The 22,657-nt window shown below is 66.8% G+C and carries 16 protein-coding genes and 1 pseudogene; 4 read left to right on the top strand and 13 right to left on the bottom strand.

Translation table 11 applies throughout. From position 1 onward, the window contains the following. Positions 1–88: 88 nt before the first annotated feature. Positions 89–2,917: a LuxR C-terminal-related transcriptional regulator gene (locus tag AMK27_RS36550; protein WP_143204905.1), complete on the bottom strand. Its 2,829-nt coding sequence runs from the start codon at positions 2,915–2,917 to the stop codon at positions 89–91. Positions 2,918–4,861: 1,944 nt separating this feature from the next. On the opposite strand from AMK27_RS36550, the gene AMK27_RS36545 reads away from it, so the two are divergent. Then, positions 4,862–6,310, top strand: a complete 1,449-nt coding sequence (locus AMK27_RS36545; protein WP_073918275.1) for a DNA primase family protein — start codon at positions 4,862–4,864, stop codon at positions 6,308–6,310. A gap of 158 nt (positions 6,311–6,468) precedes the next feature. On the opposite strand, the gene AMK27_RS36540 is transcribed toward AMK27_RS36545, so the two are convergent. The 3 genes from AMK27_RS36540 to AMK27_RS36530 are packed head-to-tail and all read right to left on the bottom strand — an operon-like array spanning position 6,469 to position 9,496. Beyond that, the gene (locus AMK27_RS36540) at positions 6,469–6,870 is read right to left on the bottom strand and encodes a DUF6009 family protein (protein WP_073918026.1); all 402 of its coding nucleotides are present in this window, start codon (positions 6,868–6,870) and stop codon (positions 6,469–6,471) included. Then, positions 6,867–8,363, bottom strand: a complete 1,497-nt coding sequence (locus AMK27_RS36535; RefSeq protein WP_073918024.1) for a DNA primase family protein — start codon at positions 8,361–8,363, stop codon at positions 6,867–6,869. The genes AMK27_RS36540 and AMK27_RS36535 overlap by 4 nt, the downstream gene beginning before the upstream one ends. 26 nt (positions 8,364–8,389) lie before the next feature. Next, positions 8,390–9,496, bottom strand: coding sequence for a bifunctional DNA primase/polymerase (locus tag AMK27_RS36530; RefSeq protein ID WP_079188717.1), 1,107 nt, complete (start codon positions 9,494–9,496; stop codon positions 8,390–8,392). Between the two features lie 603 nt (positions 9,497–10,099). Between AMK27_RS36530 and AMK27_RS36525 the strand changes: the two are divergent. Beyond that, a pseudogene (locus AMK27_RS36525) lies at positions 10,100–10,444 on the top strand (transposase); the annotation flags it as partial. Positions 10,445–11,450: 1,006 nt separating this feature from the next. Here AMK27_RS36525 and AMK27_RS36520 read toward each other — a convergent pair. From AMK27_RS36520 to AMK27_RS36485, 8 genes are all read right to left on the bottom strand, one after another. Next, positions 11,451–12,923 (bottom strand): DUF2637 domain-containing protein, encoded by a 1,473-nt coding sequence (locus tag AMK27_RS36520; RefSeq protein ID WP_073918020.1) that lies wholly within the window; start codon positions 12,921–12,923, stop codon positions 11,451–11,453. A gap of 126 nt (positions 12,924–13,049) precedes the next feature. Then, entirely contained in the window at positions 13,050–14,162 is a 1,113-nt protein-coding gene (locus AMK27_RS36515) for a ParB/RepB/Spo0J family partition protein (RefSeq protein WP_073918018.1), read from the bottom strand. Next, on the bottom strand, positions 14,159–15,307 hold the full coding sequence (locus AMK27_RS36510; RefSeq protein ID WP_073918016.1) for a ParA family protein: 1,149 nt from the start codon (positions 15,305–15,307) through the stop codon (positions 14,159–14,161). The genes AMK27_RS36515 and AMK27_RS36510 overlap by 4 nt, the downstream gene beginning before the upstream one ends. 843 nt (positions 15,308–16,150) lie before the next feature. Then, the gene (locus AMK27_RS36505) at positions 16,151–17,158 is read right to left on the bottom strand and encodes a CU044_5270 family protein (protein ID WP_073918269.1); all 1,008 of its coding nucleotides are present in this window, start codon (positions 17,156–17,158) and stop codon (positions 16,151–16,153) included. Positions 17,159–17,166: 8 nt separating this feature from the next. Then, positions 17,167–17,796, bottom strand: coding sequence for an RNA polymerase sigma factor (locus AMK27_RS36500; RefSeq protein WP_073918014.1), 630 nt, complete (start codon positions 17,794–17,796; stop codon positions 17,167–17,169). 323 nt (positions 17,797–18,119) lie between these two features. After that, the gene (locus tag AMK27_RS42485) at positions 18,120–18,806 is read right to left on the bottom strand and encodes a hypothetical protein (protein ID WP_073918012.1); all 687 of its coding nucleotides are present in this window, start codon (positions 18,804–18,806) and stop codon (positions 18,120–18,122) included. Beyond that, positions 18,803–19,309, bottom strand: a complete 507-nt coding sequence (locus tag AMK27_RS36490) for a SigE family RNA polymerase sigma factor (RefSeq protein ID WP_073918010.1) — start codon at positions 19,307–19,309, stop codon at positions 18,803–18,805. The genes AMK27_RS42485 and AMK27_RS36490 overlap by 4 nt, the downstream gene beginning before the upstream one ends. 76 nt (positions 19,310–19,385) lie before the next feature. After that, positions 19,386–20,018, bottom strand: a complete 633-nt coding sequence (locus AMK27_RS36485; RefSeq protein ID WP_143204904.1) for a hypothetical protein — start codon at positions 20,016–20,018, stop codon at positions 19,386–19,388. A gap of 600 nt (positions 20,019–20,618) precedes the next feature. On the opposite strand from AMK27_RS36485, the gene AMK27_RS36480 reads away from it, so the two are divergent. Then, the gene (locus AMK27_RS36480) at positions 20,619–20,996 is read left to right on the top strand and encodes a hypothetical protein (RefSeq protein ID WP_073918006.1); all 378 of its coding nucleotides are present in this window, start codon (positions 20,619–20,621) and stop codon (positions 20,994–20,996) included. Positions 20,997–21,287: 291 nt separating this feature from the next. On the opposite strand, the gene AMK27_RS36475 is transcribed toward AMK27_RS36480, so the two are convergent. Next, positions 21,288–21,857: a TetR/AcrR family transcriptional regulator gene (locus AMK27_RS36475; protein WP_073918004.1), complete on the bottom strand. Its 570-nt coding sequence runs from the start codon at positions 21,855–21,857 to the stop codon at positions 21,288–21,290. Between the two features lie 192 nt (positions 21,858–22,049). Between AMK27_RS36475 and AMK27_RS36470 the strand changes: the two genes are divergently transcribed. Continuing rightward, positions 22,050–22,550, top strand: coding sequence for a GNAT family N-acetyltransferase (locus tag AMK27_RS36470; protein WP_073918002.1), 501 nt, complete (start codon positions 22,050–22,052; stop codon positions 22,548–22,550). Positions 22,551–22,657 lie beyond the last annotated feature (107 nt).

The following is a 22,657-nucleotide window of genomic DNA, read 5'->3' as shown; positions in this document are numbered from 1 at the left end:
CCGCCCGTTCCGGAGCGGAATCCGTTCAGTTATGCCCCGTCAGAAGTTTTTACTGCCATGGACTTCGCCGCGCCCCCGCCGGAGGCAGTCATGTGCCGTCAGCGAGCCGCCCGGCGAAGTCGGCAAGTTGCTCCCGTGAGGAGATCCTGAGTTTCCGGTAGATGCTGGAGAGATGGACTTCCACGGTCTTCGGCGTGACGAAGAGTTCCTGGGCGACTTCTCTGTTCGTCGCTCCCGTGATGGCCAGCAGCGCCACACGGCGCTCACTGGGCGTGAGGGAATCCGGTCCGGTGGCCCTGGTCCTGCGAGGGCGGAAGCCCGCGGCGCGCAGCGCGGTGGTGCACTCCGCCATCAACGGCGCGGCTCCGCAGACGTCGGCGTGGTCCAACGCCTGGAGGAGATGCTGCTGAGCCTCGTCCCGTCGGTCGGGCACGAGAGCGGTACCCAGTGCGAAGGCGGTCCTCGCGGATTCGAGCCTCGCCGTTCCGCGTGCCAGCACGGCAGCGGACTCGCGCAGCGAGGCGATCCCTTCCTGACCGCCGGTGACGACGCCCAGGACGCGCAGCGCCCGACCGTACGCGCGGGGCGCGCCCCACTTCCGGGTCGCCTCCACCTCCTCGCGGGCGAGCGCCCCGGCACGCTCGCTCCTTCCCAGCGCGTGCAGTGCGAGCGTCAGCTCCGTCCGCCACCCGGCCAAGGAGGGATTGTCGAATCCGTAGAACTGCCAGACCTTGGACGCGTCGCGCGCCGTTCTGGCGGCGGCCTGGAATCGGCCCTGCTCCCTGAGGAGCCGGGCATGGGCGTCGAAGAGGTAGTAGACGGGGCCGGGAGAATCGTGAGGCGGGAGGACGCTCAGCTCTTCGAGGACCGCCTCGGCCTCGGCGAGCCGGCCCTGTTCGACCAGCGTCTGCGCGAGATAGGCCCCGGCGAAGCACGGGTCCATGTCCACCCGGCCTGTCTCGGCGAGACCCAGCGCCGTCCTGGCGTCCGTCTCCGCCTCCGAAAGCTGCCCGGCCCAGAGCAGGGCGAGCGAGCGGAAGCTGTAGGCGGGGGCGATGGCGCGCGGCGAGCCTTGCCGTTGCGCGTGTTTGACGGCCTGTTCCAGGCTGGTCATGCCGAGCGGATCGTCGGAGGCCAGCAGGGCGATCCAGCCGCAGACCAGGGGGCCTTCGCCGTTCGCCTCCCGCACCAGTCGGCCATCCACCAGTGCTTCACGCACCCGGTGCAGTTCCGAAGTGTCGCCGACGGCCATGGCCTGGCTGGCGATCATGCAGTCGAGCATGCGGCCACCCATGCTGTCGTAGGCCGGCAAGCTCCTCAGTTCCGGCAGACGGTCCCTGAGAGAGACCCGTCCAGGGGCGACGAAGACGGCGACGAGCAGCGTCGCTTCGAGTCGGCGGCGCTCGTCCTCCTGTTCTGGAGGCAGATGGCGCAGGGCTTCCTGCAATGCGTCGCAGGCGCGGTCCGGGGCGCGGAGAAAGCCGTACGCGGCGCCCAGGCGAGCGTTGATGTCGGCGAGTTCTGCGGGGTCGGTGGTATAGGTGAGGGCTTCCTCCAGCAGTGGAGCGGCTTCCATGAGGTCGACCTGGACGGCGACGGCCGCCGTCTCCCGCAGCAGTGACAGTCGCTCCTCGTCGTGCATCTTCTCTTTGAGCGCCCGGCGCAGGTACGCGTATCCCGTTTCCGGAGAGCCGCGCAGCAGCGCGGCCGCCGCCGCGCTCCGCATCAGGGCGACGATCTCCGGGCCGTCGTCGCCCGCGGGGGTCTGGAGGACATGAGCGGCCACCCGGTCGCCGTCGGCGCCGAGTCGACTCAGGACACGCGCCGCGCGTGCGTGGGCAGTAGCACGCTGACGGTCTGTCAGCGTGCCGTAGACCGCGCTCTGGACGAGAGCGTGGCTGAACGTGACCGACCGGCTGGTGAACTCCCCGGCAGTCTCGATCTTGAGCAGGCCGAGTCGCGCCAGGTCGGACGTGGCCTCGGTCGCCGCCAGGACGTCCGTCTCCGCCAGCTCCGCGAGGGCGTCCAGTTGCGCTCCGGGGCCGAGCACGGAGGCCGCTTCGGCAACTCGTCGGGTGGTGTCCTCCACACGTGCGAGGCGCGGCGCGACCCAGTGGGAGAGCGCGCGTGGTCCGAGCGAGGCCACCCGCGAGCTGTTGGCCGCCTCGGGGGTCATGTCCTGAAGCAGCACGGTCCGTGCGAGCGCGTGCAACAGCAAGGGATTGCCCGCCGTAGCGGCTCGGCACGCCGTCGCGAACTCAGGGTCGACGTCCGAACCGATGGCGGACCGGAGCAGGTCGTGGGAGGCCTGCTCGCTGAGCGGGGCCGGGCTGATCTCGACGACACCGGGATCCGTGAGGATGCGGCTGAAGAGCGGGCCGTCCTCAGGTTGCTCACCGGTGCGGAATCCTGCCACGACAAGCAGGGGGAGCTCTTTCAGGCGCGGAAGGAGGTAGGCGAGGTACCGCAGCGAGGCCACGTCGCAGCAGTGCAGGTCGTCGATCACCATCAGGGTCGGCCCACTACAGAAGTTGGCGGTGAGCCAGAACAGGCCGTGGAGGGTCGCCGCCTCACTGTTGCCGGTCGGCCCGTTCTCTCCGGTGAAGACGTGTGAGGCGGCGGAGGCCGCGCCGATCAGCAGGCCGTCTTCGTCCGAAGCCCGCAGGAGCGGCAGCTCGAAGAGCTGCCTGACGATGCCGAAGGGGAACTTCCGCTCCAGGTCCGAACCGGAGGCGGAGAGCACGACCACGCCGAGTTCCATGGCAAGCTCCTGGGTCTTCTCGATGAGCCGTGTCTTGCCGATCCCCGCCTCGCCCTCGACGATCACGGCCCGGCCACCGGATTCCGGCAGATCCGCCAGGAAGTCCTTCATGTGACCGAGGTCGGCCGCCCTCTCGAAGACAGGAAAGATATCCACCCTCACTACCCCAATTCACCTCACACCAGAAATCGATTCTAGCCATCGGCAGCTCACCCGGGGGCTGCCGCGGCGTCAGGAGACGTCGTCCCGCTTCCTACGGATGTGTATGACCACCCGGTCGGCCCTCCCCGCTCTCCCCGGCCCCGGCCGCGTCATCCCACTCACCCCAAGGGCACGATGGCGGCGCCTTCCCGCCGTGAAACTTGGGGGTGGTCATTGGGGGGCGCCCCCCAGCGGTTGCGCCGATCCGGACCTGTAGAAATGAACACGAGCCGCCCAACGCACTCCAAGCGGCGTCCGTGCTCCATCAGCCACCGGGCTCCTCTCGCTCGTAGCTGATCTCCTGGGCCCGGGCCCAGCAGGATCAAGGAGGGCGGCTCGGCCACCAGGCAGTCGTCCCACGCCTGCGGGGGCTACCGAAGAACGGTCCGCCGAGGTCCGGCGCATCGCGCCGGACCGACTGTCCAGGCGGCCACAGATGGTCCGGGGTTCGGGTCGAAGGGGACGTCGACCCCCCGGGCGAGGCTGGACGAGACGTAGCACGGTCCAGCCGGCAGGTGACAGCAGAGCGGGGAGTGTCTGCGTCGAAAGCCTGCCCGGGCGTCCGCCGCTTTCCGGCGGCGGACGCCCCACTCTTCCGGCAGGTCCCGCCCGACGGCATCGCCGAGGGCATGTTTCCCGGCGCACGTCATGCCGCGATCGGCGCGCCGGTGTCGCGGATGGGCAGGCGCAGCCCGTCGCCGCCTCGTCGAGTCGTATGTCGCGGTCCATGAGGAGGCCGACCTTACGACAGTGACAGCGTCCGGGGAGCGTCCCCATCCGCTTTTCTGGAATCCCTCACATATGCCTCGACGCGGAGCCTTGCAGGCTCCTTACAGAAGCGACCGGGGGTCGATGTTCCGCGCGATTACTCAATTCTACCCCAGTCATTACTCAGCAACGACTGGCGCGATCGGTGCTACCGTCACGGCCGCAAAACGGAAACAGAGAACAGACGGTCCGGAAACCGGCGCCCGAAAAGTGAGGCAGAACCCGTGTCCCCCCGTCCACTGGGCAGGGGCAGGACCGCCGCCGGGTGGGCAACTCCCCACCAGCACCCCGGCTCGAGGAACCAGGCCGGTGGGCCGCCCCCCACGCACTCGAAGAAGCTGCAGGTCAAAGGGGTTCTCTTCGGAACAAGACAGCTGATGCGGACCGCCCTGCGCCTCTCCCGCAAGCCGAGGCGAGAGCGCCTGCGCGCCGGAACACTTCGTTCCGTCGCCTGAGCCTTTTACTGGGCACCGAAACCGGTACTGACCTGCGGTTTCTTTTGCTTCCTCGCAGAGAGTCCGGGCATTCCGGCTGGCGTTGGGCGCACAGACAGGCACTCTCCCGCCCACCTTTGTGCCATCACCCAAAGGGTCCGTGCGAAAGCGGCGACCATCAGTGATCACACCTGATGGGCACCGCCATGGTGTGTGCATTATTGAGTCGCTTCAGTAGCTGACAGGGGGTATCGATGACTGCTGAATCCTTGTTCGACCGGGCCGACTCCCCGAATTTCTCCGGCGTCGAGCTCGACCGGGTCCCGTCAGCGGCTGTGGCGCCGCCCGGCGCACGCCACGGTGGCCGCCCCTCACATGCCCCCGCCGTCGGCCCTGGAATCCCGATCGCAAACTCTCAGTCGTTCTCAGGCGGCCCTGACACCCCGCTGCGCCGCTTCCGGGCTCCTCGGGGCGGCCGAGACCACAGCTTGCCTCCTGGCCCCACCCAGCACGCTGGGCCGCCGCGCGGACAGAGCGGCCCCGTGGGGGGCGCCGACCAGCTGCGGGTCCGTACTTCCTCGGACTGTCCGCACGTGTGGTCCCACACTGCGCGCGCGGGGCGCCGGTGACCTCCCCCCGCTCCGAATCTCCGCTGGGTTCCGCCAGGGAGGGCGGCGCAGCCCGCATCCGTTCCCGGCTGTCGGTTCCGCCGCCCTCCCTGGCGGCGGAACCGACGGACTCGGAGCCTGCAGACGCTCTGCTGCCGGACACCCTCACCGACCGGGGCAACGCCAAGCTGTTCGTCCGGCTCCACGCCAACGACTACCGGCACGTGCCGGGGATCGGCTGGTTCCGGTGGGCCACCACCCGCTGGCAGATCGACGAGGACGACACCGTCTTCTGGACTGCCGGCGACCTTGCCGAGAACATGTCCGCGGAAGACCCGCACGGCCGGTTCAGCAGTACCGCCCTGCTGCACCACAGCCGACGCTCTCTGTCCACCGCGGGAATCAACGCCATGCTCGTCCAGGCGAGGTCGGCACCTGGCATGGTGCTGCACGCCGGCCGTCTGGACGCCGACCCGTACGCCTTGTGCACTCCCAGCGGAATCGCGGACCTGCGCACCGGCCTCCTGAAATCGCCAGATCCCAGCACCGACTTCCACTCCAGGTCGACCACGGTCTGCCCCCTGCCGATGCCGACGCCGCGCTGGGACCGCTTCCTCGTGGACACCTTCGGCGACGACGAACCGGCCCGCGAGGTGATCGCCTACCTGCACCTGATGCTCGGCTACTCCATCACCGGCGACGTCGGCGGGCAGGTTCTGCCCTTTCTCTTCGGGTCCGGCAAGAACGGCAAGTCCGTGCTGATGGACGTGCTGATGAAGGTGCTGGGCGACTACGCGGACGCCGCCCCGCCCGGTTTCCTGATGGCGCGGCCGTACGAGGGTCATCCGACGGACCTGGCGGAACTCCACGGCCGACGGGTCATCGTCTGCTCCGAAGTGAAACCCGGTGACCGGTTCGACGAGGCACGGGTCAAGCTGCTCACAGGGGGCGAGCGCATCAAGGCGCGCCGCATGCGTCAGGACTTCTTCAGCTTCCAGCCCACACACAAACTGTGGCTCCAGGGCAACCACAGGCCCGAAGTCGGGACGGGAGGCTTCGCCTTCTGGCGGCGCATGCGCCTCATCCCCTTCGAACGCGTCGTCCCCGATCAGCGCAAGGTCGACAACCTCGCCGACGTACTCGTGACAGAAGAGGGTCCTGGCATCCTCAACTGGCTCATCGACGGCGCCCGGCGCTATCTCGCTGGCCAGCGGGACCTCACGGGCCCAGAAAGGGTCCGCATCGCCACGACGGCCTACGCGGAGACCGAGGACCACACAGGACGCTTCTACGGGGAATGCTGTCGACTCGACCAGGGGCTGCGCGCCGAGCAGACGGCGCTCTACTCCGCGTACACGACGTGGTGTCACCACGAAGGTGCATCCGCGATGTCCTCCCGTGCCTTCGCCACGCGCACCCGAGAACTCGTCGGGCTGAAATCACCCAACGAAATGATCCACTCCAACCAGCGGAAGCACTACCCGGGCATCGGGCTGCTCTCCGAGGAAGGCCGGAACCCCGACGTACCCGACGCATGAATTCTCTTGATCCGAGAGGACGTCGTGTCACCGGCGGGAGCGGGAGCCCGCCTCGACGCGGATCCCAGGGATGCCGAGTGGCAGCGCCCTGTGCCGGCGCTTCGCGAAGCAGTCCCGAAGTCCGGTCGCTTGAGTCGCTCCGGTCGCTCGGCCGCGGATCACAACGGAAGAGTTATGCCCAGCTGCTGCATCGCGTTGGAAGGCGGTCCCCCTTCTGAACGCTCTGTCTTGCGTCCCTTCGCCCTCGGCTTGAGGGACCCGGGATCCACGGCCTCAGCCGGAGCGGAACCGGCGTACAGGCCGTCCGGTTCGGTGTCCCGGTCGTGAGGCAGAAGCCAGAACACTCGGCGGCGGAACGTCCCCGAAGCCCTGGACGACTTCGCTTCGGAACCGAGCGTGGCATAGCCGACCATGCGCCCGTCCCGATGGTAAGCAGGCCTGCCGCCCCGCGTCGGCAGACGATCGAGGCTCTGCCGCACGTAGTCGAGACATGAGATGTCCTCAAGCCAGACGAGCTCGGCCTCGTGCTTAAGATCGTCTTCGCTGATCAGGGAACTCATGCCATCTCCTCGTCAGCCAGCAGTCCGATACCAGGGTAGTACTTCCGCGAATTCGACAAGATCATCTCTTTCGGAGAGGCCAACCCCAGCAGCTCACGGGCCCTGGCTGCGAAGGTCCTGTTGTTCATGGGCAGGCATCCCTCCCCCAGGCACCAGCGCCGATAGGCGTCGTAGAGAGTCTTCTGCTCGGTTCTGCAGTCGGGATTCATCAGGCAGGCCTCGTCGAAGAAACGACCGGTGTGATCTTCCGTCTCGGCATAGGCCGTCGTGGCGATGCTCACCTTGCCGGGCCCGGTGAGGTCCCTCTCCCCGTTCAGGTAGCGGCGGGCCCCGTCGATGAGCCAGTTGAGGATGCCGGGACCTTCCTCGGCAACGAGGATGTCGGCCAAGTTGTCGATCTTGCGGTCGTCCGAAACTGTCCGTTCGAAGGGGATGAGGCGCATGCGCCGCCAGAAGGCGAATCCTCCCGTCCCGACCTCGGGCCTGTGGTTGCCCAGCAACCACAGCTTGTGCGTCGGGGTGAAGGAGAAGAAGTCCTGGCGCATACGACGGGCCTTGATCCGGTCTCCGCCGGTGAGGAGCTTGAACCGGGCTTCGTCGAACTTGTCTCCCGGCTTGACCTCGGAACAGACGACGACACGGCGACCGTGCAGCTCTGCTAGATCTGTGGGGTGCCCTTCGTACGGCCGCGCCATCAGGAAGCCGGGCGGCGCGGCATCGGCGTAGTCGCCCAGGAGCTTCATCAGGACGTCGAGAAGGACGGACTTGCCGTTCTTGCCCGCGCCGAACAGAAACGGCATCACCTGGCCGCCCACGTCTCCGGTGACCGAGTAGCCCAGGAGCAGCTGCAAGAAGGAGATCATCTCGACACCCTCGGGATCCTCCCCGAAGGTGTCACCGAGGAAGCGCAGAAACCGGGGAATCGGCATCGCGGCCGGTCCGGTACTCGTCGATCGCGAGTGGAAGTCCTTGTTCGGGTCGGGCGTCCGCACGAGCCCCGTGTGCAGATCCACGACCCCCGCGGGAGTGCACAGGGCGTAGGGGTCGGCGTCCAGGTGTTCTGCCTTGAGGACCATTCCCGGAGCCGACTTGGCCTGCAGGAGCAGCGCATTGATGCCGGACGTGCTCAGAGCCCGCCGACGGTGCTTGCGCAGGGCTTCGACAGGGTGCTCCCCGCTGGGGTCCTGCAGGGCGATGTGCTCGCCGATCTCTCCGGCGGCCCAGAGCACGGAGTCGTCCTCGTCGACCTGCCAGCGCGTCGTGTCCCACCGGTACCAACCCAGGCCGGGGACATGCCGGAAATCCGCTTGGTAGAGCTTGACGAAGAGCTTGGCGTTCCCCCGGTCGGTCAGCGAGTCGGGAATGAGGCCGTGAACGGTGGCTCCATGCGCGGAGGTTCCCGACAGCTTCCCGTCCGCCTGCGGGGGCAGCGTGGTCACGGACTTGGCGATGATCTCCGCGGCGAGGGCTTGCGGATCGAAGTCGAAGAGCATGTTCGGCTCGCCACCAGGAGAGCTCGTCACGAGCGGCTCCCGGGCTGGAGAGGCCGCCGAGAGCCGGCAGTCATGCCGCTGCGGATGATGGCTTCCGCTCGCCGCTCCTGACCCGGGCGGGCCACGCGGGCCGCCTCGATGAGAGCACGATGTGCGTCGTCCGCCCGCAGATGACCACCTGCGACCAGACCTCCCACCGTGTACGCGGCCTTGTTGAGCTTCTCGGAGAAACCGGCTCCTTCTTCAGTCGCTCCGCAGGCGGCGACCTCTTGCAGCACCGTGGCAAGTACCGACTCCGCAGGGCTGGTCCCTTGCACCTCCATGACTGCCTGCCTGGCACGCCCAGGAACCGGCCTGGGGGCCGGGACATGGGCAGCGGGAAGGTGATGCGTCCTCTGAAGTTCCAGCGCGAGCCACGCCGGCAGCGGAGCGGGGGTACGAACGGGTCCGAAAGGCAGATAGGTTCCTGCCTCTGTGGAGGTTCCCGGGGCGATGATGTAGCCCTTCTCCGCCCTCACGTCGACTTGCCAGGCGAGCGCTCTGGTGGTGCTCGAACCCGACGAACACTGCCACCGCCTGGAGTCCGTACTCCGGTACCAGACGTGCAGTCCACCTGAGGGAGTCCTGACGCGCAGCGTGGACTCGTCGTCTGCGGGGCTGCGTTGTCCTCTCAGAGCCGCAAGCACTGCGAGCGTGTGAAAGCCAGTGGTCATCGCGGACACGTCGATGTCGTTCGCGATGTCGATACCCGGCAGCAGCCGGTCCCGTGACGGCACCAGGGAGGAATGAGCGTCGATGTCGATCACCACGAGCTGGGCAGGACCACAGGAGACCCCCACGCCCATCTGCGGCCGTGGGCCCCACCAGTTGTGGATGCGCTGCATGTCGAGCGTGGCAGCGTGGAAGCCGTGACACCACCTGCCTGCCTCACGGCAGGGGCACTGCCGAGGGTCGTGCTTCTGGTCCCGGCACTCGGGGCAGTTCGCCGCCGGCGTCTTGCGTCCAGGCGCGAGCGGGTGGACCGGCCATCCGAGACTCGCACACCAACGAGCGACCAGCAGAGAGTCGGGGCTGGGGGCCGCAGTCACGAGATCTGTTGAGTCGCTGACGGAAACTTGCAGGTCAGGGGCCATCTGGTACTCCCCTCAGCGACCGTAGCGACTCAAGAACAAGGACAGCCTAGCGAACGGAGCAGCGAGGCGCGTACCACCTGAAGCACGGGCGCGCCGCTCTTCTCGGTCGCCAGCTACTCAGCGACCGAGCCCAGCGATCGAAGGGCTCAGTCGCTGCCTTCAGTCACTCAGGTAAAACACCAGGTCAGAGGCCTTGTTAGCCCCAGAACAGCGACTCAAGCGACTGAGTGACTCTATATATCACGCACACACGCACAAGCTACATCGCTGATATATAGAAGTTGAGTCGCTTCAGTCGCTCGGGTGAGCACGGGATGTGCTCTGACCTGGTGTTTTACGTCAGCGACCAAGAGTCGCTCAGTCACTGGGCTTCAGTAGCTGCTGCTTCAGTCGCTGATCGAGGCCGCAGTTCGTGGAGCGACGCAAGCGACTGTGACTGCTGGTCCTGTGCGTCGTGTCGACAGTAGGACAGACGTACGGGAGCCCCCGGATCCTGGAGCAGGATGAGGGTGCCGAGCGACGGCGCGCCCGGCTGGAACTCGATTCAGAATGAGTGGCAATCACTCTCGGGAAGCGGGGGCACTTGCTGGCAGGATCTGACAGGTGTCGGATGATCTTGTGCCTGATGCCTTGTGGAGGCGAGTCTCTCCCCTGCTCCCGCCGCGGCCACCGCGCCGCCGCCAGCACCCAGGACGGCTGAGAGTGGATGACCGCGTGGCTCTGCGCGGCATCGTCTATGCGCTGTCCGAAGGCGTGAGCTGGCGGCAGGTGCCCACGGAGCGTATCGGCTGCAGCGGTGTGACCTGCTGGAGGCGTCTTCGCGACTGGACGGAGGCAGGTGTCTGGCCCCGCTTGTACGAGGTACTCCTGGAAGAGCTGACCGCAAGCGGCCTGTTGGAGTTGGACGCATCGGCAGGAGACGGCCACGAGAAGGCCTTCGCAGCGGGGCTCACACCAAACCTTCGTGTTCTACCGCACGTGCCCAAGCAGCTGTCTGATGACTGATCCAAACCGGCATGGGCTGCGGACGTTATGAGTCGGTGGTGGCGTAGGCCGCCACCGCTGCTGCACTTCCCAAGCTGGCACCTGGAGAACGGGGGGCCGCCCGACTGGTAGCCGTGGTGATGGACAGCGCAGGTGCTGAATGCGGCTGTTTGGGTCAGCACTTTGGAGACCACCCACTACACCGACAACGGCACTGGGGCGGCAGGTCCGGCCGCGCCGGTCTTCGCATCCGCTCGACCCACCAACGGGCCACCAGATTCGCTTTGCGAGCATGGTTCGGACGACGACTCGGTCGGCCACAGCAGGCGATCTGTCAAGGCCGACCTCGTCCGACCAGGAGCTGCTGCCGGCCCTACGGAGCGGCACAGCCGCTCATGGCCGATCGGCCGACGGAAGTCCGGATCAGCCAATCGGCCATCGGCCATCGGCCACAGGAGACTTCTGCCATCGGCCAGGGTCTGCTGAAAGGCGGGGGTTCATGGCAGAAGGGCCTGCTCAGCATCCGCCTCGAACGACTCGTCGAAGAGCATAGGACTCTTCGACAGGGGCGCTCGGCTCTGGGCTGGGTGAGCCCGGCCCGCGTCAGTAAACTCCCTTGCCGATGCGGACGGTAAGAGACGAGGGCCGGTCATGGCCGATGGCCGATTGACCTGGGATCGGCCATCGGCCATCGGCCATCGGCCATCGGCCATCGGCCACCGAGCTCCGCATCAGCCACGAGGGTGCTTGCTTCTTTGTCACGAGATCGGTCACCGGCCCGATCGGCCACGACCGGTGGCAGCCCGCAGTCGGGGTCCTTGGCCGAGGGTGGGGGCAGGTGGGGCGCTCCGCCCGGTCTTCAAGCACCGAACAAAGGTCACGCTCCCGCTCGGTGGCGACCCTTGAGTGATGACAATGGCCGATGACCGGCTTCGGTCATCGGCCACCGACGTGGGAGGAACGGTGAGCGTCAGACGGACCGAAGACGTGCTCGGCCATGCTGCCGCTGCTGGTCGGCCAGATGCTCGGCGGCCTTGTCCAGACGTCGCTGGCCCGTCCGGGGGGACAGTCCAAGACGCCGGGCGACTTCGGCCCCGGAGAGTCTCTGCCCAGTCTCCTCAGACTCGCGGAGCCACTCGGCTACGGTCACGATCTGCTGCTGTACGGGATCCAGCTCCTGGTCGTCGGTTTGTTGCTCGGGAACTCTGGCCGTCGCCTGTCCCAGTTCGGCGACCGTGGCCTCCCACAGCGCCGGCTCGACCGAAGCCTCCGCCGACCGGGGAGAGGGAACGCTCGGCTTCTGTTCGACCACTCCCCCATCGGCCTGGTACCCGACCACGGCCTCAGCAGTCGACGCCAGAGCGGGCTCGCCTGGCGGCGTCTCATCGGCCAGCGGAGCCGCCGACGCGGAGGAGGACTGAGGGGGCGCCGGTTCGAAGAACGGATGCGGATCGGCCGCGCCATGGCGGCCGAGAGCCTCTCCCCCGCCGGGCAGGGCACCCGCGCCTTCAGTCACAGGCGAGCGGTCATCGGTCAGCTCCGCTGTGACCGACGGGGGTTCGGCCACAGCCTCGTTCGTGGACTCATCGCCTTCCACGCTGTCGGGAAAGACGGTTCTCCGCTGGGTATCCAGCCCCTCTTCCGTCTCGTACTCCTTGTCCCTGGCCGACTCACTCCGGTCGGGCTCCAGGGCGTGCTGGTGCTCGTCGACCGTCAGCTGATCGACGGGCGGCCCGACCGTCACCGGGCTGTGCACTTCGAGGCCGGCAGCCTCCAGAACATGCGGGGCACTTGTGGCAAGCGGTACGCCGTAGCGAGCGAGACGCAGCGGTATGAGCACTTCCACCGGAGCTTTGCGTCGCCATCCACGACCGTACTGGGCCTGCAGCTGGGCCTCGTACACGAGCCGGTGCTGCTCCAGCAGCACAGCCTGTTCGTAAGAACGGATCTCCCACAGCTTCATGCGCCGCCACATCAGGAAGGTCGGCGCAGGGGCGAGCAGCCAGCGGGTGAGGCGGACACCTTCCATGTGCTTGTCGGCGGTGATCTCGGCGATCCGGCCCACGGCATGCCGTGCGGCCTCGACAGCGACGACGAACAGGACCGGGATGACGGCGTGCATGCCGACGCCGAGCGGGTCTGGCCAGGCAGCCGCGCCGTTGAAGGTGATCGTGGCGGTCGTGAGTACCCAAGCCGTCTGACGCAGCAGCGGGAACGGGATCCGTAGCCAGGTCAGCAGCAGGTCCAAGGTGAGGAGTACGCAGATGCCGGCGTCGATGCCGATCGGAAAGAAGTACGAGAAGGTGCCGAAACCCTTCTGTTGAGCAAGCTCGCGCACGGCCGCGTACGAGCCTGCGAATCCGATCCCCGCGATGATCAGCGCACCGGCGATCACCACACCGATCAGAGTTCTGTGTGTCCGTGTCAGCTGCACCGCGGCCACCCGCGATCCCCTCCCGTTCAGTTGCGACCGGCGCCCGATAGCGGGCCGACGGTCGTAAAGATCCATACGCACGGGGGCGGCCGAGCCCCAAGGAGTCGAGAGGGACAGGGCCGCCCGCTTCGTGGGTCAGTCCTCAGTGAGGAGCTTGGCCAGTGTGTAGCGGTCTTCAAAGGACATGTACTGGCGTACAAGGCGGTTGAGAGCCTGAGGGCTGTGCCACGGAAGACCGGAGGCGGACGGGACTCCCCCGCCGCCCTGCGGCTTCGGAGCATCGGGCTGTCCCGTTGGCGCCTCTCGCCTGTCGCTGATAACGGCGTTATCAGCGGGAAACCGTGCCGTGCTGGAAGCTTCCCTGCTGGGGTCGCTGATAACGCCGTTATCAGCGGAGAGCCAGGGCGTGCTGGAAGTGCCCGGGCTCGGGTTGGTGATAACGCCGTTATCACTGTCCAGCTGCTTCGTTTCGGACGCCGTGAGCTGTGCGCGAGTGATAACGGCGTTATCACTCGGAGGGACGGGGGAGTCCGGAGCAGCGCGCTTCTGCCGCTTCTCCTTCGACTGCTGGGCTCTGGCATCTGCCGTGGCGAGCTGCTCGGAGGGGCTGAGCTTGGCCAGCCCGCGGACATGCTCGACCTTTCGCAGGCCTGCCTCGAGGTCGGCCTGCAGCTGGGGCTCGAGCTGGAGCAGGGACAGGCGCTGCGAGATGTACGGCTGGGTCACTCCGAGCCGCTTGGCGGCCTTGTGCTGGGAGCCGTAGAACTTCACGAGAGTCTGGAGGGCCTGAGCCTCTTCCAGGTCGGACAGGTTCTCCCGCTGTGCGTTCGCCACGAAGGCCGACTCCAGCAGGACCTCGTCGGTGGAGACGCGAGCATCGTCGACGGTGACCTTTATCGACGTGAGGCCGGCTGCCTTGGCGCCCGCGAGACGACGGTGGCCGTCGATGACCACGTACTCCGCGCCTGGCTCCAGTTCCGGGGCTCGCTCGGGCCTGTCCTGGAGATACGCCTCGACGGAAGCCACCGTGATCGCCTGGATCTGACCGATCTCCAGGAGACTGTCCGCCATGCCCGACACATCGCCCAGGGTCTCCCGCGGGTTGTCGGGGTTGCCACTGATCAGCGGGAGGTCGAGGACGGTGGGAACTCCTCCGAACGCGGCGTCCGTGAGCTGTCGACGCACACTGCGCGCCTGGCTTGCCCGTGCGAAGGAGGAGGAGGAACCGAGCTGATCACGTTTGTTCATGAGATCTCCCTGGCGATCTGCCGCATAATCTCGGACTGATCGCTGTGCGGAGCGTAGGCCAGCAGCGGACGGTGCATGCGCACCGCTTCTCTCTGTTCCTTCAGATCACCGATGACGGCGAGGACTCTCGGGTCGCCGAGTTCGCGCCATTCCTGGAGCGAGGACGTGGCGACGAATCCGCGCCGGCTGTCGTAGAGGTTGACCACGAGCCCCAGATACTCGACGTCCAGCTTGAGGTCGTCGCGCAGGGACTCGATCTGGTCTGCCAGCATCGTGTACGCGGTGGCCGATGAGTCTTCGGCGAGGACGGGAATGACCATGCCGGAGATCCCCGTGCCCTCACCCTGGCGCCGGCGCCCGTAGTAGATGGCCGCATCGGTGGCCATCCCGAGACTGGGCGGGCAGTCGACGACGATGGCGTCGAAGTCCTTCTCGAGCGGCTGCAGAGCCCGTTCCAGCGCAGCCTCCTTGTTGCGCATGCGCGAAAGAGCGATCCTGGCGTCCAGGAGAAAGCCGTCAGGGCAGGCCGGCAGCACGTGCAGCCGCTTGCCGAAACGGGGTTCCTCGATGGTGACCACGAGGTCTCGGAGGTTTCCCTTGCCTTCGCCGCACATGTGCAGCACGAGGCTGTCCGTTCCAGGCGAGATCTGCCCTACTCCCAGCTGATCGCTGAGGTGGCCCTGAGGGTCGTAGTCGACGAGAAGGACGGACATGCCGTCCTCGGCGAGGGCTTGGGCGAGGCCCGCAGCGACAGCGGTCTTGCCGACACCGCCCTTCTGGTTGATGACGATCTTCCGCTGGGAGACGCCGGTGACCGGGCGATGCCTGGGGGAAGGGTGGGTGTTCAGCCACAGTTGGATGGACTGGGCCAGACCCTGGACGAACGGGATGCCGCGCTCGTTGCAGCTGTCCTTGAACTCGTCCCACTGTCCCGGCGGCAGCCACGTCGAGAACGACGCGGCGCCTGCGGTGTCGATGGGGGAGTAGTCGGCATCCGCCGCACGCCAGGCGGTGATGCCTTGGGACGTGGCGTCCTGGATGTCGACACCGAGTTCGGCAGCGCGAACCTTCAGGTCCTGACGAAGCCAGGACGGCAGTTTGGAGACGACCTTCTCTCTGTCTCCACTGGGGCTAGGAGTGACCATGAGGTCAGCTTACTAACTTCATCTCCGAAAGTGTGTGACGGCCAGTCATTCTGCGTGTCAGACGGGCAAATCAGGCATACCGAGTCACTCGATGGTGTCTGGCGTATGTGCCTCCCTGCGCCTCTCATGTGCTGGCGAAGTCCCGGCAGGGCGAGCGAGTGGTCGGTCGGTGGTGATAACGCCGTTATCACCACCGAGCTCCAAGAGCGTCGAGGAGGGCCATGGCACCGTGAGGCCTGCCCTCGTCGTCGCGGGAAGTCCCCGGCACCACGCGGCACATGAGCCGATCCTCTTCATCGCGTGGAGTAGCGGGCCAGCGGGAGGGGCCGGCCCCAGGGCGAGGAAGCCGAACTCGCGACCTGTCGAACGCCGCACCGGCGATGTGCTTCCCGACCCCGATGGCCTCAGCGCATTTCACAGGCCCGAGACCTCAACGGCGTTGCCGAGGGGCCGCCGTACCGGCAGGGGAGAGGCGATTCGTCGCCCGCTCGGGTGGAACGAGCCCGGCCATGAGGACCCGAACGCCCTGTACGGGCCGCTGAGGGCTTGTCAGTGACCCGTAGGCCTCTTCATACCGACACTCGCCTCAACGGCGGTCTGAGCCCCTTTCCTGCGGGTCGCTTTTCTCTTGAGATGCATCGTTTTGCATCGTTCGCAGCGAATCGGATGCGTCAGGCCGACTTGGAGAGCAGCGCACCTCCGCTCTCGCCACAGCGGGGCCAGCCGGCCGTCCGGAGTCCCTCGCATGACGTGCGGCCGAGGTCCCACCCGAACGCGAGGACTGCAAGCGAAGTGCTCGTCGTGGCCAGGCCGGAACGAGGCCTGGACCAGTCGGAAGACGATTCAGCCGACGTGCGTGCCGGGAAGCTGACCGGGCTTGTCGACGATGCCCCTTCGGAGGAGGGCATCCGTGCTGGTGACCTGGCCCTTCTTGGCCCAGTCCGTGTCCTTGACCACGACGCTCCGCTCGCCGAGAAAGTCCAGAGTCTTCTTGTCGAAGATCCACTCGGTGCGCTCGCCGTCGGCCCGGAGGAAGGCCACCGCGATGCCGTGCCTGCCGACAGCATCGACAGCGTCCGGTACCACGCTCACACCGGGAATCTTCGCGGCGGCCTTGTAGAGAGCCGCGCTGACCTGTGGCGGTGCGACCTGTTCACGCAGTGCATCGCCGATGGTGACAAACGCCTCTTCGTCCGGGCCGGGACCCGCGCCACGGGTATCGGCATAGATCTTCTCCAACAGGACGTCCGGGTCAGTGGGCAGAGACTCCAGGTAGCGGTAGGTCGGGCCGTTAAGGGAACCCGTGCCATGAGGGAGCAGCTCGTCCGAGTCGCCCTTCGCGTCCAGGCGTCCGGGGCGCGAGCCGTCCGCCGACCGCCAGATCTGCCGCTTGTGGGGCTTGTCCAGGTAACTCCGAGGGGTGGCGCTGTCCTGCAGCGTCACCCATGACGAGCCCAGCGATTCGGCGTAGGTGTACTGGTCGTCCCGCACGGCCGGTGCGGGCTTGGTGGCAGCGACCGTGGCGATACGATCCAGAAGCTGGACCGCCCCACCGGTCGATCCCGTTCCGGCCTGGGCGATGGCCGGAGGCGCCGCGACGGGATCGGGGGCCTGCTCCAGCCCAGGCAGCAATCCCATGCCGTATGAGGCCGCCAGGGCGCCCATCGCGGTCGGTATCGCGATCAGAGCCAGACGCCGCGATCGGCGGGTCCGTCCTGCCGTCGACGTCCTGTTCATCCTCAGCCAACTGGTCATCAGGTGGTCCTCACGCTGGTGGCGTCGACCGGCAGGGATGTCACGTTCGGCAGGCATCGGCAGCATCCGCCGCAGCGCCTGCAGGTCGTCGTCCATGTCGCGGTTCACTTCTCCGTCTCCCCCTTCGGCCGGACCGCATCGGTGCAGTCACCTGATATCCGCCACTCTGCGGAGTGGGGTTCCACGTCAAGGCCAAGGTTCTTCTCCACGAGCTTCTCCAGACGACGGCGAGCCCGGGACAGACGTGAACGGACCGTGCCCACCGGCACATCCAGGGCCTGAGCGGCGGCGGCGTAGTCCAACCCGGCCCACACACACAGCGCCAGCACGTTCTGGTCGGCACGCGAGAGCCGGCGGATCACCTGCCGAACGGCGACGAGCCGCTTCTGGTCGTCCAGCCGTCCCACCAGCTCGTCGGCGAAGTCCGGCAGCGGCCCGGGAGCAGGCAGCCGCTCCATCAGCGCGTGGTGCCGTCTTGCCACCCGTCGGCGCCGGTACACCACGAACGTGGAAAGGGCCAGCAGCCACGGCAGCAGACTGCCCCCGTGCGGCTCCGCCTTCGCCCGCAGCCGCCACGCCTCCAAGAACACCAGTGACGTGCAGTCCTCTGCCGCGCCCCACTCTCCCGTAAGCCGAAAGCAATGGTTGTACACCGCTTTCCCGTGCTCATGGAACAGCACCCCGAAGGCGCTTTCGTCACCGGCCCGTATACGGGCGCGAAAATCTGGATCCATGACTTTCTCCGCCACCTGCCGGCCCAGCAGTTCCCTGTGAGGCCGATCACGTCAGGTGGAAGCACGAGCTTGCTCACCCGGTGTCGGTCTGCGAGTTCATGAGACACACTCGCGCTGGCGGCTTCGAGAGAGAGCGCTACTCAAATCGAGCCCGGGGCATCTTCCCGGCGAAGTCGCCGCAGGTGCGTGAGACGCCGGGGGAGTCGTACGCATTCACTGCTGCAGCACCGGAAGGCAGGGACGCAGCGGAACTCTCACAGATGACCATGTGTGAAAATCGAATCGACCGTGCGATGCGCGACAATCATCGGTGCACAGTGACGTCAGCTGGCGGGGCCTTTGAGCTGGGCGATGATCTTGCCGGTGGTGTCGTAGACGGTGATGCTCTCGTAGAAGCCGTCGGGCTGGGGGTGGCTCGGGGTGAGGGTCTCGGTCTTGCCTGTGCCGCCGTCGGCGTACCATGCGCCCCAGCCTGGCTCACCGGCAAGCGTGACCACGGTGCCCTGGATCACCTTGTCACGGGTGCGTACCTCGACCCGGGCGGGCGTGCCCTTGCCCCTGAAGGTGCCGGACAGCAACAATCGCCCGTTCACGCCTTCCTGCTGCACACCCAGGCCCGGGTTGGCCGTGCTGCCGTCGCGCACGCTGCGGAACTGTGTGCCGGCCTGCGGAGTCGACCAGTGCTTGCCCTGCTTCGTCAGCCACAGCTCCACCCCCGGCCCCGCCGATACCCGCTCACCGGGCATCACGACCCGGGCGGTGCCGGGCTGGAAGGACCGGCTTGCGGTTGGTGCAGCGGTGGAGTCCGCTTTGAGGTAGTGGTTTGCGTACACCGCGAGAGGGGCGAGGAGCAGTCCACAGCCCGCTGCTACTGCGGCAGCGCGGCGGCGGTGGCGGAGCTTGCGCGTCGCGTGCTGGATGTCCTGGAAGGGAGCCGGGGAAGGTGTGATCGCGCAGGCGATGTCGTCCAGAGCATGGCGCAGCGCGTCGTTGGCAGGCAGAGATGTCATTGAGCGGCTCCGGTGAAGGAGGTGAGGGCGGGGTGGGCCCGCAGCGCGGTCAGGCCGCGATGTGCGTGCGTTTTGACGGTGCCAGGAGCGCAGTTCAAGATCTTGGCGACTTCGTTCTCGCTCATGTCTTCCCAGTACCGCAGGATCAGGACTGTCCGTTGGCGGGTGGACAGAGCGCTGAGCGCTTGGAGTATCGCGACCCGATAGTCGTTGGTCTCCAGGTGGCCGACGGGTTCCGGTTCCGGCAGAAACGGAACGAGTATGTGCGTGACGCGCTTCTTCCGCAGGCGGCTGCGGTTGTTGTTGACCAGGGCGCGACGCACATAGACGTCCACTTCGCCCGGGTGGACGCGACGCCACTGTGCGCCGACCTTGACCAATGTGGTCTGCACCAAGTCCTCCGCCTCATGGAAGTCTCCGGTCAGCATGTAGGCGATACGGACCAGCCGGGGCCAGCGTGCCGCAACGAACGCGGAGAAGTCACTGTCACTTTCGGGCTTCACAAACTTAACTCACTCATCAAAGGAAGAGACTGCGGCACGTGCGGGGGCGCGGTGTCCCGGCCCCCGCACCGTTCACTCAGCCCGCTGTGCGGTTGTTGAACTGGGCGATGATCTTGCCGGTGGTGTCGTAGACGGTGATGCTCTCGTAGAAGCTGTCGGGCTGGGGGTGGCTCGGGGTGAGGGTCTCGGTCTTGCCTGTGCCGCCGTCGGCGTACCATGCGCCCCAGCCGGGCTCGCCCGCGAGCGTCACCACGGTGCCCTGGATCACCTTGTCCGCGGTACGCACTTCAACTCGGCCGGGCATGCCCGTGCCCCTGAAGGTGCCGGACAGGAACACTCGCCCGTTCACGCCTTCCTGCTGCACACCCAGGCCCGGGTTGGCCGCATTGCCGTCACGCACGCTGCGGAACTGCGTGCCGCCTTCCGGAGTCGACCAGTGCTTGCCCTGCTTCGTCAGCCACAGCTCCACCCCCGCCCCCGCCGACACCTGCTCACCCGGGTCCACCATGCGTACAGCTCCCTTCGCCTTTACTCCAGCCATGTCAGTGGGCTGCTGGTCGACCTCGGTCGGCTGCTGGTCGACCTCGGTCGGCCGCTCGGTCACGGGGGAAGGCGAAGATGAGGAAGGAAACGCGAAGGCTGCGGTCGGTACCCCCGCCAGAGCAGCCACTACGGACGCGGCGAGCGCATACTTCTTCAGACGTGTCATGAGTCGAACACTCCTTGCGACGATGAAACAACAGGACGGAGCGGCGCCTCTCCACCCCCTCATACGCCGTTCATCGCCCATCACGTTGACACCCGGCCCAGATTTTCTTAGGACACGCGTGCAGGGGCGGCTGACAGCAACGGCAGGTGAGACGTAGACCGGAGGTCGCGGCCGTCGGGGTGGAGGCGGTGAAGCTGTCGCGGCCCAGGACGCTGAGGTTGCGGTGCTTGAGCGGGGACAGCCGGCGATGTCCTCGTCGCGGATACTCCTGGAAGGTGAGCTGCTGCGCATCTGCCGTCGGTAGTGTCATCGACCGGCGCCACGACGGCGAGCAGTTGGACACGCGCCCCCACCTTCGCCCGTGACGACGTGCCTGCCCTGAATCTTGGCGACTACCGTTTCGCTGAACCAGCTGACTGCCGAAAGAGGCGAAAGCATGCTGCCGGAGCCAGAATTCGCCGTTCTCCTCGCGATGTCCCATGAACAGCGCGCAGCTTTTGCCGCAGGTGTTACCGAGCGGGTATTCGACCTGTACATGGACTGTGCCACCCAGGCGATGTCTGGGAAGCGATCACGACCGCATGGGACCGGGCCTCCGGCGTGGCCGTTCCCGACGGGACCGTCGCTCGTCTGGCAGAAACCCTCGATCGGGAGTCGGGGGACTACTGCGACATTCCCAAGCAGAGCATTGCCCTTCCCTTCGGTGTGATCGCTGCCACCAAGCACGCGCTCATAGTCGCGCTCTCGGGCGATCCCAGGGACGCCGGGGCCGCCGCGGACTTCGCGAGGGACGACGTCGCCCGGGCGGTCCACGCCCATGGTGGCCTCAACGATCCGGACGCGGCGGACCAAGAGGAACTCCGCTGGCAGATCGGCTGGCTGCACCACGTCGGTGCCACCGAGCCGGAAACCGCCCGCAGCGGGTTCGCAGCACACACAGTGACCAAGCCGACTTGGTATCTCCGCTGGGAGAACTGAAACGACGCTGCCCATCCGCGCGACCTCTTGGCGTCAATGGCTGTACCGCTGGTCCTCAAGGCTGTCCTACCGCAGGCTTGAGGGGCTCGGCGAGGAGAACCTCGGCCGCGGCCGTCGGGCGGTGCGCTCGCCCCAGACCAGGACCACCTCACGGGCGTCGGCTGAGTGCCGCGTCGGCTCCGTCGCAGCCCCCGCACACGCGAGGCTGAGGAGTGGGTCCGCCGCACACCGTGCCGGCCCTCCCACTTGGGTGGACGGCGTGGTGCCGCCGCGGGCGCCCCGGCGGGGTTGTCAGGAATCCTTGACGATGAAGACCTCATCGACGGCACGCCGCAGCGTTTCACGGACGGCCTTTGGGTTGTCGAGTTCGGCGGCCTGGAAAGCGCCGTCGTGGAGGATGATGAGGACTTGAGCGGCGTGGTCGGGGTCGGGGTGCCCCGTGTCGGCCGAGAGCTCGCGCAGGACGCTGAACAGCCAGGACCGCTGCTGGTCGATCACCGTGCGCACGGGATGGTCACGATCAGAGAACTCGGCAGCGGCGTTGAGGAAGTGGCAGCCGCGGTAGCCGTCCTCCAGTGTCGAGTCACCGAGGAGAGACATGACCGCGCGGATCGCCTCGCGCGGGGACTTGCCTTCCCTGACCTTCGCGACGGACTCCCGGATCCCGGCGGCCGTGGCGGTGAGGTAGGAAGCGACGAGGTGGTCCTTGCTGGGGAAGTGGCGGTAGAAGGTGGCACGCGTCACCTGCGCCTCGGTGACGAGACGCTCGACGCCCACGGTGTGGACGCCCTCTGTGTAGAAGAGGCGGGACGCGGTGTTCAGCAACCGTTCCTTGGGGTGGATCTTTCGGGTAGTGCTCATACGCCCAATCGTAAAGAGAAGCCATCGTTTCCAGGGCGTCATCATTTCTGCATGTGCGCCCCTCTCATAAAGAAACGACCGCAACTGCTGGAAGTGGACTGAACATGCCATCTGTCAGTGGGACGAGAAGGGGATCTCGTCGAGTCCTCTCGTATGTGGCGGCCGCATGCAAGGCTGACTACTCTGGCCCGCATGTCCAGGCTCCACCTGTCTCCGCTTGGCTTCTCTGCGCAGGAGATCACCGCGGTCGTTGAGCTCTACGCGAGCAACCCCGAGTACTGTCGCGCCGCTGGCGAGTACGACCCCGACGACGTCCAGCACGAGCAGGTCGCATCAGATCTGCGGGCGGAAGTCACCACCGACGGCTGCGAAGTACTGCTTGCGAGAGACCAGGAGAACTCAGTCATCGGGCTGATCTCCCTGCTGCATCAACATCCGGGGGACGGTCACCCATGGATCGCGATGCTGATCGTGCACGGCGCAATGCAGCGACGCGGACTGGGCCGTCGACTGGCCGACTTGGCCGAGGACCGTTTTCGTGCAGCGGGCCGGGACAACCTCAGGCTGTGCGTGTTCGAGAGCATGCCGTCCTCTCTGGCGTTCTGGACAACACTGGGATGGCAGGAAGTCCGTCGTGGCGCGACCAACGAACACGGCAGGCCTGTCATCGTGCTGCAGAAGATGTTGACCTGACCCCTCGAATCACTCAACCGGGCCGAGCGGGGGTGCTGGAAGTCCGGTCGCTTTAGTCGCTGGTCTCGGGTGCCGGCAGTCCTGATGTCGACAGGCCCGGTTCAGGA

This window comes from Streptomyces sp. CB02009, from assembly GCF_001905825.1.
Lineage (GTDB): Bacteria > Actinomycetota > Actinomycetes > Streptomycetales > Streptomycetaceae > Streptomyces.
This window is presented reverse-complemented; position numbering and strand designations above follow the sequence as displayed.